This is a genomic window from Nocardia sp. NPDC004168, from assembly GCF_040610355.1.
Classification (GTDB): Bacteria; Actinomycetota; Actinomycetes; order Mycobacteriales; family Mycobacteriaceae; genus Nocardia; species Nocardia sichangensis.
Map to the genome: position 1 here is coordinate 271,572 of NZ_JBEXME010000002.1, position 13,940 is coordinate 285,511.

The window sequence follows — 13,940 nt, forward strand, 5'->3', positions numbered from 1 at the left end:
TGGAGTTGTTGTGGGCTCAGCTCTTGCGGCCCGGCGCTTTCGCACCGGCCTTGAAGCCGAGACCGCCGGGCTTGGCGCTGGGCGGCGCGACTTCGGGTGCGCCGTTGCCGCTCGCACCGTTGGTCTGCTCCGGTTCGGCGGCGGGTTCGGGCTTTGCCGCAGGGGCTTCCGCGGCGGGGGCCTGCTCCACCGGAGCCGGCTCGGTGGGAGCCGCATCCTTCGGGGCCGGTGCCGGGGTTGCCTTGCCGGGGGCCTTGGGGCCGGGTCGCTTGAAGCCCGACTTCATGGCCAGACCCTTGGCGGGCACCGTGGGCTTGGTCTCGGTCGGCGCGGCTGCGGTCGTGGCTTCGGCCGGTTCCGTAGCCGTCTCGACGGCCGTTGCCTCGGCTGCCGGGGCCTTCGCGCCGGGAGCCTTGGCCGCGCCCTTCATGGTGAGACCACCACCGGGCGCCTTCGCGCCGCCCTTCATGCCCAATCCCTTGGCCGGCTTGGCCGCGGGGGCTTCGGTCGCGGGAGCCTCGGCCGGGGCTTCGGCGGCGGGCGCCGCAGCGGCCTTGGCGCCGGGTGCCTTGGCTCCGCCCTTCATCCCCAGACCACCGGGCGCCTTCGCGGGGCCCTTCATGGCCAGACCCTTGACCGGAGCGGCAGGCGCCGACGTGGCCTCGGCCTCCGCCGTTTCCGCGGCGGGGGCCTTGGCGCCGGGCGCCTTGGCCGCACCCTTCATGCCGAGTCCGCCACCGGGTGCCTTGGCCGGGCCCTTCATGGCGAGACCGCCGCCACCGGGCGCTTTCGCCGGGCCCTTCATGGCCAGACCGCCGCCGGTCGGCGCGGCCTTGGCGGGAGCTTCGGCGGCCGGGGCGGGTTCGGGCTCCGGCTCCGGTTCGGGCTCCACCTCGGGCGCCTTCGGCTCCTGGATGACGGTCAGGTTCTCGGTCAGCACCGCGGGCTCGACGCGCTCGATGGCGTCCAGCATCAGCTGGGCGACGTCCACCACCTCGACGCCTTCGCCCTCACCCTTCTCCTGGCGCGCGGTGACGCCGTCGGTCAGCATCACGCGGCAGAACGGGCAGCCGGTCGCGATCTTCGCGGGCGAGGTGGTCAGCGCCTCGTCCACGCGGTCGATGTTGACGCGCTTGCCGAGCTGCTCCTCCATCCACATCCGGGCGCCACCGGCGCCACAGCACATGGATCGCTCGCCGTGCCGGGGCATCTCGACCAGGTTGGAGCCGGACGCGGCCATCAGCTCACGCGGCGCGTTGTAGATCTTGTTGTGCCGACCCAGGTAGCAAGGGTCGTGGTAGGTGACGTTCTGCGACACCGAGGCCACCGGGACCAGCTGCTTCTGCCGCACCAGGCGGTTGAGCAGCTGCGTGTGGTGCACGACCTCGTAGTTGCCGCCGACCTGCGGGTACTCGTTGTTCAGCGCGTTGAAGCAGTGCGCACAGGTGACGACGATCTTCTTCTTGCGATCCTCGACGCCCTCGAACACCGAGTTCAGCAGCTCGATATTCTGCTGGGCCAGCTGCTGGAACAGGAACTCGTTACCCGCGCGGCGAGCGGAGTCGCCGGTGCAGGTCTCCTCCGCGCCGAGCACCATGAATTTCACGCCCGCGGTGGCCAGCAGTTCGGCGACCGCCTTGGTGGTCTTCTTGGCGCGGTCCTCGTAGGCGCCCGCGCAGCCGACCCAGAACAGGTACTCGTAGCCGTCGAAGCTGTCGGCGTCCTGGCCGAAGACCGGGATCTGGAAATCGAGCTCGTTGATCCAGTTGAGCCGGTCCTTGGCGTTCTGGCCCCAGGGGTTGCCCTTGTTCTCCAGGTTCTTGAACAGGCCCGCGAGCTCGGACGGGAACTCGGACTCGATCAGCACCTGATAGCGGCGCATGTCGATGATGTGGTCGACGTGCTCGATGTCCACCGGGCACTGCTCGACGCACGCGCCGCAGGTGGTGCAGCTCCACAGCACCTCGGGATCGATGATGCCGCCCACGTCCTCGCCGCCGACCAGCGGCCGCTCGGCCTCGGCCTTGGCGGCCTCCGAGATCTTGGCGAGCTTCGCTTCGTTCGGGTTGCCCTCGGCGTCGACCAGGCCGACCTCGTCGCCACCCATGTCCTTGCGGCCACCGGCCAGCAGGTAGGGGGCCTTGGCGTACCCGTGGTCGCGCAGCGACATGATCAGCAGCTTCGGCGACAGCGGCTTGCCGGTGTTCCAGGCGGGGCACTGCGACTGGCAGCGACCGCACTCGGTGCAGGTGGTGAAGTCCAGCCAGCCCTTCCAGGAGAAGTCCTCGATCCGGCCCGCGCCGAAGGTGTCGGTGTCGGGGTCGGCGGTCTCCATGTCGACCGGCTTGCCCTTCGACATCATCGGCTTGGCCGCGCCCAGCGCGACGCCGCCGTCGTCCTCACGCTTGAAGTAGATGTTGAAGAACGCGGAGAACCGGTGCCAGGCCACGCCCCAGGTGACGTTGCGGCCGACGTAGTACAGGAACGCCATGCCGGACATCAGCTTCACGAAAGCGAACAGCGCCACCATCGTGGTGTTCGCGGGCAGCAGCTTCGCCACCTGCATGGTGAAGAAGTCGGTGGCCGGGTCGGAGTGGCCGTAGGCGGCGATCTTGCCCGCCTTCACGAAGATCATGCCGAGGCCCTCGAGCAGCACGATCGCCTCGATGACGTAGGCCGGGCCGAACTTGGAACCGCTGAACCGGGAAAGGCGCTCCGGCAGACGCGGGTGGTTGAGCTGCCGCAGGATGATCAGCGTGAGGATGCCGACCACGGTGCCGATGCCCAGGATCTCGTCCCACAGGTGGTAGATCGCCAGGTTGCCGATGATCGGCCAGTGGAACGCGGGGTCGAACGTCTGCCCGTAGGCCTCGAACCACAGCATGGCTCCGCCGATGAAGCCGATCATCACCAGCCAGTGCGCCCAGCCGACGGTGCGGAATTTGTTCATCCGCGTGTGCGCGATGAACTCCACGAGCATCTGCTTGAAGCGCGGAAAGAAGGGCCGCCAACGGTCCGGCGCGGGCTGTCCGATCATGATGGCGCGCGCGATATTGCGGACGCCGCCGATGAACGACGCCCAACACAGGAGGCTGAGCGCCGCCCCAATCGTGCCCAGCGTCACTGTCAGGGCATTCATGTGCGACCTTTCTTTAGAGGCACAACGAGCGCGGCTGGTTCTGCTACCGCCTCGGTTGGCTCGTATCCTAACCGGCAGCAAGTTACCCGCCAGTAACAACCATGTCCATCGTACGATCGGGCTTTTGGGCTATAGCCCCATATGCTGGGGCTTGACCCTCTATTTACCTGTGATGAATGTCACAGTAAATTGCCCAGATCGCGCTGGCGAGTGGTCGACCACCACCGTAAACGGCGAAGCATTCCGTCCAGTCGGTAAGGATTGGCTTAGTCCCCATGCCTGATAAGGGATCTCGCTTAAAACGCGGCGTTCTATTAGGCTCACGACGTTCTGATTGCCACGACCGTCTTCACACCGCTCGGGGAGGATCCGGAGCCGACCACCCGGATTTGCTGTACAGAGCTCTCGCGTGCTGAAGACCAGCGGTAACGCACGACCTGATGATGGATTGGAAACTGAATTGAAACTCCGCAGAACCACCGCGGCGGCCGCGATGGTCATCGGTGCGATGACCATCGGACTGGGGACCGCCCATGCCGAGCCGGCCGCTGCTACGCCCGACCCGATCCGGTACTCGGTCAAGCTGGTGGAGAAGACCGTCGTGACGACGCTCAAGGGGGGAACATTCGAGCTGGCCAAGTCGTCCGAGGACGTCAAGGAAGACGACGTCTACCGGATCAAGGATTCGCAGGGCAACGCAGTCCTGACACTGCCGATCGCCTTCAAGGTCGCCGACACCGTCGTCCCGGTGAAGCCGATCGTGAAGGAAGACAACACGGTGCTCGAGCTGACGCCTGAGCAGGGTGTCACCGTTCCCAAGGACAAGCCGGCCAACGCGGTCAACGTCGTGGCGCAGCCGATCGCCTCGCCGATCGAGAACCAGCGCGCGCAGAACGAGTTCGCCAGCCAGTTCGGCATCGCGACCGCCGTCGGTGGCTTCCTCGGCACCGCCGTCGGCGTCATCGGCGGTGCGGTGATCGGCTGCATCCTCGGCCTGCCGTTCCTCGGCGTCGGCTGCATCCCGGCCGCGATCGCGGGCGCGGGCATCGGCGGCATCCTCGGCACCGTTGCGGTCGGCGGACCGATGCTCGCTGTCGCGGGTATCGACCTGATCAACACGCTGCAGGCGCCGGAAGGCACCACCAAGTGGGCGGACAAGCCGAGCGAGCCGAAGTAAGCCCTCGGTCTCACCCGCTCGTCGGATTCTCGGCGGCCCGCTCTCCTTCGGAGGGCGGGCCGCCGGTCGTTTACCCGGTCAGATCCAGCAGGCCGCGGACGACGTTCTCGCCCAGTTCCTCGCCCAGCGGGCCGAACGAGCGCTCCACCATTTCGAACGTCCCGTCCTCGCGGACGACCAGCACCGTGCTCGCCCTTGTCCCGTGCACGGTGTGCGCGACGAACCTGGCCGACAGCGCCCGCTCCATCTCATACGGGACGCCGGTGCGCGGAAGTTCGTCGTCAGCGGCTTCGGTGCGGTCGGCCAGCACTTCGAAGTAGCGGTCCACCGCACCGGGCTCGGTGCGCACGACCTCGCGCAGTCCGCGCACACCCGCCCGGATCTTGGGCCAGATGGGCTGTGGAGCGATCAGATCGGTTTCCGCCAGGCTCGGACCAGCCGACGTGACGAATGTGCCGTTGGAGAGCCCGTGGAAGCCCGCGGCGAGTTCGCGCGGTTCCGCGGCGCTGCGATTGGAATGCCACCACAGCGTGCGCAGGTCGGAGACCACCAAGTTGTAGCCGTTGTAGTCGTCGGGTCCCGCGGCGACGTCGAGCACGTACTTCTCCGGCCCGGGGAACTCGCCCGCCGGACCGCGGTCGGACGCGCCGCGCAGGAAATCCATCAGCAGCGCGCCACGGGAACGGGCATCGAGACGTTGATCGGCGGGATTTCGCACGTTCGTGACGGCCGCGAAGCGATTGTCGGCGTGCGGATGGGTGCTCAGGCCGAGCCAGGTGCCGGGCGGTTCGCCCTCCGCCCGGCCGATCGCCCCGGTGTCGCGTCCGGCGAGCAGACCGGGCGCTTCCGGCCACCAACGCATGGACTCGGTCGGCCGGGTATAGAACTCGTCCCGGTTGGCGGCCACGATCAACCGGTATTCCGGGTGCGCGCGCCAGCCGATCAACACCAAACACATGCGGTCCAGGATGCCGGACCGCTACCGCATGCCATGTGGCGTTTCCCCCTGCGGGCCGCGTAAGGGCAGTGGAAAGCCCCTGAGACGGCGAAAGGCCGACAGCTCGACGCTGCCGGCCTTTCGCGCGTTCCCGCGGTCAGTTGGTGCGGACGCGCAGTCCCGGGTTGTCGGAGAGCACCACGTGCACCGGCTGCGCGAACAGCTGCGGCACGTTACCGGTGAGCGCGCCGATCAGGTTCGGGATCTCGCAGATCGGGTAGTCGGCCACCGACGACGCGCTGGAGATGCCGAGCGCCAACCGGCCGGTCACGATCGGGCCGCCGCTGTCGCCGGGCAGCGCGCAGATGTTGGCCGAGAAGCTCTGGGTGAGCTCCCGGTCGCCGACCTGCACGGTCTGGTCGACGGCGTTGACCACGCCGCAGCTGAAGCCGGTGCGCGCACCGGACTTGCACACCGGAGCGCCGACCACCGGGGTCGCCACGCCGTCGACCGGAATCGGAGCCGCGCCGGGCGCACGAACGCCGTTGTTGGCGAAGCGGTCCTTGGCCTGGTCGTTGATCCGGATGATCGAGTAGTCCTGCTCGCCGAGCACCGACTTCTGGAAGACGCCGAGCTGCGCGCCCAGGCGGTCGCCGTTCATCTCGTAGACGCCCGCGGCGTTGCCGCTACCCGCGGACGGGATGTCCGGGTTGCAGTGGCCCGCGGTGATGTTCACCGTGTTGCCGTTGCGATCGGTGCCGTTGAAGCCGAGCGAGCAGCGCAGCGAGCTGCGTCCGGCGACCGAGGCGTAGCCGTCGCCGCCCGCGAGCGCGCCGCGCGCGTCGCCCGCGATGTCACCGGCCTGGAGAGTGCCCTGCTCGCCCGCCACCGGCGGGGCCATCACGATGACGCGCGCCGGGTCGATGAAGTTCGGCATCGGCAGACCCACCTGGTCCACGCGGACCGCGATCGCGTTGTTCACGGTGTCCACCACCGCGCCGCGCACCAGCGACCGCACCGACTCCGGCTGACCCTCCAGCCAGCGCTCGAACGCGCTCTTCTCGCCACGCAGGGCCGCTTCGCTCTTGGCGACGTTACGGACCTCGAAACCGGCCGACTCCGCGGCCTTCTTCGCCTCGTCGGCGCCGGGGCCCTGCGCCAGCGCCACGACCGCCTTGCCCGCGTCATCCAACCAGGAGCCGCCGAACACGGCCGGGTACTGCCGCTGGGCGGTGGTGGCGAACGCGGCGACCTGCTGCGCCAGCTCCGCGCGGTGCAGGTACTCGTCGGGCGAGATCTTCAAATCGCGGGTCACCGCGGCGACCAGCTCGGCGGGCAGACCGGGAGCATGGTCGGGTTGAGCCGTCGCTACTGCCGCCGTGGGCCCGAACAGCAGTATCGCCGCCGAGGCGGCGATCACTGTCTTTCGGATTACGGTCTGTCGCGCAGTCGATCGGGGAGGTCCTATACGTGGCAGGAGCATGAGCAGACTATATGGGGTTTGACGCGGGATGCCTACTCATCTTGTGGTTCCCGACTCGCTCATAGCCCTCCGACCGGGAGTATGCCGATCGCCACACCACGCGGGTGCGCGCTCAGCTCGCGTTCGGCCGGGTCCGCACGCTGATTCCGCTGCCGATTCCGCCACCGGAGGAGGCGTCGATGTCGGCCAGGATCGCCCGGATCGGGATGCCGAGGGACGCGGTGCCGCCGTACTGCGCGAGCGCGACGTTGGCCTCGTTGCAGTTCGGCGCGTCCGCGGCGTTGGAGCCACTGGTGATGCCGAGCGCCAGCGTGCCGGACACGATCGCGCCGCCGCTGTCGCCGCCGAGCGTGCAGGCCGAGCTGGCGAAGCCGCGCACGGTCTTGCTCTCTCCCTCGGCGGTGTAGAGCTGGGTCTCCACCCGGTCGGCGACGACGAAGCCGCAGGTGAACGTGGACGACTGACCGGACTTGCAGACCGGGGCGCCGGTGATCGGGTCGGCGGTGCCGGTGATCGCCAGCGTCGTGCCGTTGGCGCCGCGCACCGAGGGCTGGTCCATGCCCGCCCGCACCGCGCGTTCGTTCAGCTTGATCACCGAGTAGTCCAGCGCGGACTGTCCGCCCAGCGAGGCGCGCACGAAGGTGCCCAGTTCGGGGCTGGCCGGGATGTCCCGGACGTTCGGCAGGTAGACGCCCGCCTCCTGGTTGCCCTTGCCCAGGTTCGGATCACAGTGGCCCGCACTGATGTTCAGCGCGTTGCCGGAGGCGTCGACGCTGTTGAACCCGAACGAGCACACGTCGACGGCGCGCAGCGACGAGTCCTGGAGCGAACCGGGTGCACTGATGTAGGTGTCGCCGCCCATCGGCCTGCGCTCGACCGGTCCGCCGCTGTTCGGCGACAGGATGACCTTGATGTTGGCCAGGAGCGTCGGCAGGTTGAGCATGTGACCCGCGGGCGTGTTGGCGACGCTGAGCACCAGCTGACTGTTCAGGAAGTCGATGGCCACGGAGTTGATCGCCTGCGAGATCTCGCGCGGCAGGCCGGTGATCCACTGGTTGAGTTGCACCAGCGAGCCTTCCAGGCTGTCCGCCGACACGGGGGCCAGCCGGGTCTGGTATCCGTCGGCCGCGGCGATCTTGGCGGCGTCCAGCGAGGTGACCGCCATGACGGGCTTGCCGTCGGCGCCGATCCAGGCGCCCGCGTAGGAATCCGGCCGCTCCGAACGGAATCCGCGCGCGTAGTCACGCAGCTGCTGGGCGCGCGCGGCGCGGTCCAGGTATTCCGTCGGGGTCATCTTCAGATCCCGCGCGATGGCCTGCACGAGTTCCGGAGGGAGATTGTCCGCGGCCAGCTGCGCCGGTGCTTCGGGTACCGCCGAGGCGGTGGTCGTGCCGAACAAGGGAGTCAGGAGAACGGTCGATGCGATGGCGACAGCTTTGACCGCGGCGCGACGCGCCACCAACTTGCGCATGAAGTCCCTTCGTCGGCACGCACGTGCCAGCTAAATCCGTGGCCACGGGCAGAATCCGTTGGCACACAGTCTTCGTCCAGCAATCGACCGGTGTGTGGAAAATCATCCGACAACCCGGTCAGCGCAACACTCTAAGCCACAAACCCGAGAAGGACGCTACTAATCACCGACTACCCGGTATTCCCATTCCGGGGATGGTCGGGATCTGCGGCAGCTGCTGACCGAACGGATTGGTCGTGGGCGTGATGGTCCGCGTCGTCGAAGTCCGAGTGGGGGTGGTGGTCGGCGTGGTGGTGGGCGGCGTCGTGGTGGTCGGTTCCGGCGTCGTCGTGGTCGGTTCCGGCGTCGTGGTCTCGGTCACCACCGGTGGCTCGGACGTCTCGGTGGTGGTGGTCGCCGTGGTGGTCACGACCGGCGGCGGGGCCGGGAGCACCGACGTCGGCTCGGACTTGGCGTCGGGCAGCGGCGGCACCGGCGTCTCGCTGCCGTCGCGCAGCAGCATGGCCACCACGATGCCGCCGAGCACCAGGCCGATCGCCGCGGCGCCCGCGATCACCAGCGGCGTGCGTTTCGGTTGCCGCGCTGGAACCGCCGGCTGTGGTTGTTGCTCGACCTGCTTCGTTTCGGTGGCCGCGATCGGCTCGGCGATCGGCATGGCCGCCGAGTACGCCTGCGGCTGCGCGTCGGCGGCGGGCACGGCCGGGATGATGATGGTGTCCACCGTCGAGTTCTCCGCGGTGGACGGGTCCGGCGGGGTGGCCCCTGCCGGAGTGGCGAGCACCGCCGCCAGCGCCCCTCTGGCCGCGTCGTGGGCGAACGATCTTCCGTCGGCTCCGGTTTGGGCGCTGGGCAATTCACCCTCGCTGACCAGCAGCACCGAGCGCAGACCGAGGTAGTCCAGCGCGTCACGCAGCGAACGCACCTGCTCGGCGGGCCAGTCCGCCGGATGCGTCGCGTAGAACTCGGCCGCTCCGCTGAGATGTTCGGCGGCCAGGTTGATCAGGCAGAACAGGGCGGTCGCGACGAGGTCTTCGGCGCGGTACGCCTCACCGTCGTCGACGGGGATACCCGCCGGGTCGCCGACGGCGGCCACGAAGCCGCTGATCGAGTGGGACTCCTCCGTGGGCGGGGGACCGCCCAATTCGGCGTCACCGTCCTCGGACATGTGCAGTACCGACTCCCGGACGATGTACTCCGGCTGCTCGTCACCGTCGGTGACGATGACCGCCGTGCACTCGTCGTCGGCGACGCGCAGGCCAACCCCAGTGGCCATCCTCACCTACCTCGCTTCGGCGTTCCCGCTGACGGAACCGCACCCGGTCACACCAGAAGCGAACCGTGTCCCATGGCGCGGAGCATCGACAATAACTCCGAACGGGAACGGGCACCGACCCGGCGTCGGATGCGCGCGACGTGGTGCTCGACCGTCTTCGCCGAAATGTACAGGCGCGCACCGATCTCCCGATAGGTGAGCCCGAGCAGAACCAGCTCGGCCACTTCGCGTTCCCGTTCGCTGAGAATCGCGGTCTGCGGCGGCACGGGCGGCGGGGTGTCGCCGTTGTGCGCGGCCGGGGCCGCCTGTCGAGCCTGCGGCTCCTGCGGACGGGCGTCGGCGCGAACCGTGCGGGCCAGTTTGAGCAGCGCGGTGGCCGTCGCCGAGTCGGGCGCCGCGAGCGCCGCCTCGCTGGCCAGCCGGGCGCCGTCCCAGGTCATGCCGATTTCGGTGAGAGCGGCGACCGCCGCGTGGACCGGCGCGCTGACCACCTGGCCGCGCAGCACCAGCACCCAGGTACGGCCCGCGTCGGCGAGTACGGCGGCGTGCCGGTCACCCGCCTCGGCCGCGGCTTTCAACGCGCGCGCGTGCGGCAGCAGCTCCTCGGGGCTCTCGTGGGCGATCGCGGCCTGCACGCCGTACCAGTGGAAGGCGTTGGACCACGCGGGCGGATCGTCCAAGCGACGCAGCAGCGCCAGCGCGGCGTCCACCAAGGGCGCGATCCGTCGTTCGTCGCGCATCCGGATGGCGGCCAGCCATAGTTCGCCGATCGGCAGCAGCGCCAGCAGGTCGGTCTGCACGTCGTCGAACAACGGATACGCCGCCTGCCACGCACGGGCCAGCGCGGTGTGGTCGCCGCTGCGCCGGGCGAGACCGACCGCGACGCCGTGCGCGAGCAGGCGGTCCCGGACGTCGAGCCGATCGTGGTCGAGCGCGGCCACGGTGGCCGCGGCGGCGCGCTCGTCGCCGCCGAGCATCGCCGTCCAAGCCGCGAGCACGTCGAGTTGATGGCAGCGCAGGCCGCTCGCCGTGGCTCGCCGCAACGCGTCCTGGGCGCGGCGGGGCTCGCCGGTGCCGAGCGAGAGCAGCGTGGCGATGGAGGCCGCCGTGCAAGGCAGGAAGCGGTCCACGCCCGCGTCCGCATGGGCGGCCTGGACCAGCGCCGATACCGCGGCGGCGGTGTTGTTGCCCGGTTCGATGGTGTCCGCGAGCGCGGTCGCGATCAGCCGCGCGTGCGCGCCCGCTTCGGTAGGCGGCCACTTCGTCGCCGAGGAGGACATCTCCCGCGCGCCTGTCGCGTCGCCCGCCAGGCACAACACCGTGGCGCCGACGGCCCAGTCCGGGCCGACCCGGTGCCCCCCGAGCCAGGTGTACAGCTGCGCCGCGCGACCGACCAGGCCCCGGCGGGTGAGCACCGCCGCGCAGATCCGCACCGCCGTGGCGAGTTCCGCGCCCGTGCTGCCCGACCGCGCCAGCATCGGCTCGGCCAGGCGCATGGCGGTCTCGCCGTCGCCGGTCCTGGCGGCCGCCTCGGCCCAGCGCAGCGCGATCAGATCCAGTTCCGCACCCGCGGCCGCCGCCGCGGCGTAATAGCGAACCGCGTCGCGACCGGCTTGCTCGGCGGCGTCGACGAGGAAAGAGGCGAGCCGCGGATCGCGGACGCCGGACTCGGCCAATTGCAAGGCGGTGCGGTCGCGCAGCAGGCCCGCCTCCAGCCGGGCGCCGAGCAACCGGCGCTCGACCGCGACGAACCTGCGGTCGCCGAGCAGCGTGCGCAGTGGGGCAACGGCGGGTTCCAGCAGCAGGTCGGCGTCGGTCACCAGGGCGCTGGCCCTGGCTCGGTCGATGAGATCCTGCGCGACGGCCTGCTCCACGCCGAGCACCTCGGTGAGCTCGCTGGAATCCAGGCCGGTGCCCGTCGTGGCGACAACCAGGGTCTCCAGCAGGTCGGGCGCGAGGTTGTCCAGCAACCCGCGCGCCCACGCGGCGACGGCCGTGTCGACGGCGGTGATGCCCGCGTCCAGACGCGCCGAGCAGGCGGCTGTCAGCGCGGCCACCACGCCGCCGCGGATACCCGCGGTCTGCACATGAATGTGCTGCGCGACCTGACGCGGCACCATCATGCCCAGTTCTCGGGCGAACGGCGCCATGTCCGCGACGCCCAGCGGGCGCAGGTCGACCACGCGACCACGCCGGGCGACGGCGTCGGCGAGCATCCGCAGCCGCGGGTCGTGCGGGCGCGGCTGCGCGGCGATCACCATCGTTCGATGCCCGGATTCCACTGCGGCGCAGAGGTATTCGAGATCGAGTCGGCCAAGCGTGTGGGCATTGTCGATGATCAGCGCGGGGCGGGCTATGTCGGTCGTCACGCCCGCGGTGCTCGTCGTGTGGTGCACGGGGTGCGCGCCGTTGCGCGCATGCGCGTGCTGGAGCGCGGCGATGTCGTCCTGCAACGGGACGCCGCGGGCGCGCAGACGAGCCCGGATCTCCGCGAGCAGCGTCGACTTGCCGGTCTGGGACCGGCCGCGGATCAGGTAGACCACCGGTTGGTCGTCGGCGGAATCCAGATCGCGGAAGATGTCGCGGGCGCAGGGGAGGGTGTCGAAGGCGGTATCAGCCACCGGAGCCTCCCAGGATCTCTCCGGGAGCGCGCAGCACCGTGCCGAGGGTGTCGCCCAGCCCGCCGGTCGGCAGGCTCGGGGCGGTCGGCGGTGTAGGCCGGGGCTGTTGCTGGGTCGGCGCGGGTGGGATGGTCGGCGCCGGTGCGGGCGCGGGAGCAGGAGACGGCTGTTGGGATTGCGGCTGCGGCGCGGGTTGCTGCGCCGGGGAGTCCACGGCGGGCGCGGGGGCAGGTTGATCGGGATTCTGTTCGCTCTTCACCACGGCCGCGGTCGTGCCCTGAGCTGCGGACGAAGGCGAACCGGCCTGCGGCGCCTCGTTCCTTGCCCACGGTCGGCCGGTGGCGCTCGCCGAGTCCGTGGCGGCGACACCGGAAGATGCGGATTCCGTGCCCGTCTGCGCGCCCGTCGTCGCGGCGACCTGGACGGCGCCGGTGCCGGACTGCTCGGTCGAGGCGGGGTTGTCCTGGCCGGACTGGATGCTGGTCCCGATCGCGAGCGTGCCGGTCGCCAGCAGGCCGATGGCGGCCGCGATACCGGCTACCACCGCGATGCGCTGCCTGCTGATCAGTGCGCGCCTGCGCGCAAGCCGCTCCTCGGGCAGCGCCGCCAGTCCCGCCGAGGGCAGCGCTCGGGGCTGCGGCACGGTCTCGTCCTCGACCACCGGATCGACCATGGGGAGTTGGTCGGTCTCGGCGGCGAGCAGGTCGGCGGCCAGCAGCGCCGCGCCGCGTGCCGTGGTGTGCTCGGGATCCGGGGCCGCCACGACCGGCAATCCGAACTCGGAGGAGACGAGTTCGGCGACCAACGGTATGGCGCCTCCTCCTCCGGTGAGCAGGACGCGGCCGACGTCGCCGATATCGAGCCCGGCGCGGTGCACGGCGTCGCGGATCAGGTCCATCGCACTCAGCAGCGGTCCGCGCAGCAGGTCTTCCAGTTCACCGCGCACCAGACGCACGGTGCTGCCCTGCGGATCCGCGGGGTCAACACGCACCGGAACAACGGTCGCGGTATTTATGGAAAGCTCTTCTTTCGCTTTCCTGCAGTGCTCGCGCAATGCCGATAATCCGCGTTCCACCATTGGATCGAACGGATCGAAATCCGCGGCGAGCACCGCATTAGCCAGGACATAGCGCATGGTCAGCAGATCGAATTCCGCGCCGGCGACGTCGGTGCTGCGCAACGGTGTGCCGAGCAGGCTGGCGTGCTCGCCGGTACGGACCACCGAGACGGTCGAGCCGGTCGCGCCGAGATCGAAGACGATCACCGCCCCGTCGTCGGCCCTGCCGTGCGCGGCGTCGAGCCAGCGGATCGCGGCGGTGGGTTCCGGCACCAGCGTCACCTCGCCGAGTCCGGCCCGCTCGAGGGCGTCGCGCTGGACGTCGACGGTGTGCCGCGACCACCAGGCCGGGTGGCAGGCGACCGTCGCCTGAACGCCGCTCGGGCCGCTCTCGGCGGCGATCTCGTCGACCAGGCAGCCGATCGAGGTCGCCACCAGGTCGGGGGCGGAATAAGATGAGCCGTCCTCGGCGAGGATGCCGACCGGGTCGCCGACCCTGGCGAGGAAACCCTCCAGCAGAACGTCGCTGGAATGGCGGCCGGTGGAGCCGGCGCCCGCGCCGAGCATGGGCGCCATATCCGGCGACAGCCGCAGCACGCTCGGATGCGAGCGTAGGTAGCCGCCGCCGGACCGGCCGAGGCCGTCGTCGCCATCCTCCGTTGCCGCCACGGCGACCGAATTCGACGCTCCGACAGTGATGCCGAGCGCCAGGCGCTGTGTCATTCGAGAACCCCGTTCGAGAAGCTGTCTGTTCCGGTGTCGCTGCTGCATGTCCGAGATCG

The 13,940-nt window shown here is 70.0% G+C and carries 8 protein-coding genes; 1 reads left to right on the forward strand and 7 read right to left on the reverse strand.

The window, feature by feature from the left end; all coding sequences use genetic code 11:
• Nucleotides 1-16 precede the first annotated feature (16 nt).
• Nucleotides 17-3,139, reverse strand: coding sequence for a (Fe-S)-binding protein (locus tag ABZW96_RS05010; protein WP_355071463.1), 3,123 nt, complete (start codon nucleotides 3,137-3,139; stop codon nucleotides 17-19).
• A 460-nt stretch (nucleotides 3,140-3,599) separates the two neighbouring features.
• Here ABZW96_RS05010 and ABZW96_RS05015 point away from each other — a divergent pair, with 460 nt between their 5' ends.
• On the forward strand, nucleotides 3,600-4,316 hold the full coding sequence (locus tag ABZW96_RS05015; protein ID WP_355071465.1) for a hypothetical protein: 717 nt from the start codon (nucleotides 3,600-3,602) through the stop codon (nucleotides 4,314-4,316).
• Between the two features lie 70 nt (nucleotides 4,317-4,386).
• On the opposite strand, the gene ABZW96_RS05020 is transcribed toward ABZW96_RS05015, so the two are convergent.
• The 6 genes from ABZW96_RS05020 to ABZW96_RS05045 form a co-directional block, all read right to left on the reverse strand.
• Nucleotides 4,387-5,274, reverse strand: a complete 888-nt coding sequence (locus ABZW96_RS05020; RefSeq protein WP_355071467.1) for an NRDE family protein — start codon at nucleotides 5,272-5,274, stop codon at nucleotides 4,387-4,389.
• 136 nt (nucleotides 5,275-5,410) lie between these two features.
• Entirely contained in the window at nucleotides 5,411-6,673 is a 1,263-nt protein-coding gene (locus tag ABZW96_RS05025) for a S1 family peptidase (protein ID WP_355071469.1), read from the reverse strand.
• Between the two features lie 175 nt (nucleotides 6,674-6,848).
• Nucleotides 6,849-8,207 (reverse strand): S1 family peptidase, encoded by a 1,359-nt coding sequence (locus ABZW96_RS05030; RefSeq protein WP_355071471.1) that lies wholly within the window; start codon nucleotides 8,205-8,207, stop codon nucleotides 6,849-6,851.
• A 163-nt stretch (nucleotides 8,208-8,370) separates the two neighbouring features.
• Nucleotides 8,371-9,480, reverse strand: coding sequence for a hypothetical protein (locus tag ABZW96_RS05035; protein ID WP_355071473.1), 1,110 nt, complete (start codon nucleotides 9,478-9,480; stop codon nucleotides 8,371-8,373).
• Between the two features lie 47 nt (nucleotides 9,481-9,527).
• Nucleotides 9,528-12,101: a LuxR C-terminal-related transcriptional regulator gene (locus ABZW96_RS05040; protein WP_355071475.1), complete on the reverse strand. Its 2,574-nt coding sequence runs from the start codon at nucleotides 12,099-12,101 to the stop codon at nucleotides 9,528-9,530.
• On the reverse strand, nucleotides 12,094-13,881 hold the full coding sequence (locus ABZW96_RS05045) for an Hsp70 family protein (protein ID WP_355071476.1): 1,788 nt from the start codon (nucleotides 13,879-13,881) through the stop codon (nucleotides 12,094-12,096). Before ABZW96_RS05045 ends, ABZW96_RS05040 begins: the two co-directional genes overlap by 8 nt.
• Nucleotides 13,882-13,940 lie beyond the last annotated feature (59 nt).

Excerpts from the sequence above, each read along its gene's own strand:
- ABZW96_RS05010 (WP_355071463.1), bottom strand. The coding sequence starts at position 3,139 with ATGAATGCCCTGACAGTGACGCTGGGCACGATTGGGGCGGCGCTCAGC.
- ABZW96_RS05020 (WP_355071467.1), bottom strand. The coding sequence starts at position 5,274 with ATGTGTTTGGTGTTGATCGGCTGGCGCGCGCACCCGGAATACCGGTTG.
- ABZW96_RS05030 (WP_355071471.1), bottom strand. The coding sequence starts at position 8,207 with ATGCGCAAGTTGGTGGCGCGTCGCGCCGCGGTCAAAGCTGTCGCCATC.
- ABZW96_RS05045 (WP_355071476.1), bottom strand. The coding sequence starts at position 13,881 with ATGACACAGCGCCTGGCGCTCGGCATCACTGTCGGAGCGTCGAATTCG.
- ABZW96_RS05035 (WP_355071473.1), bottom strand. The coding sequence starts at position 9,480 with ATGGCCACTGGGGTTGGCCTGCGCGTCGCCGACGACGAGTGCACGGCG.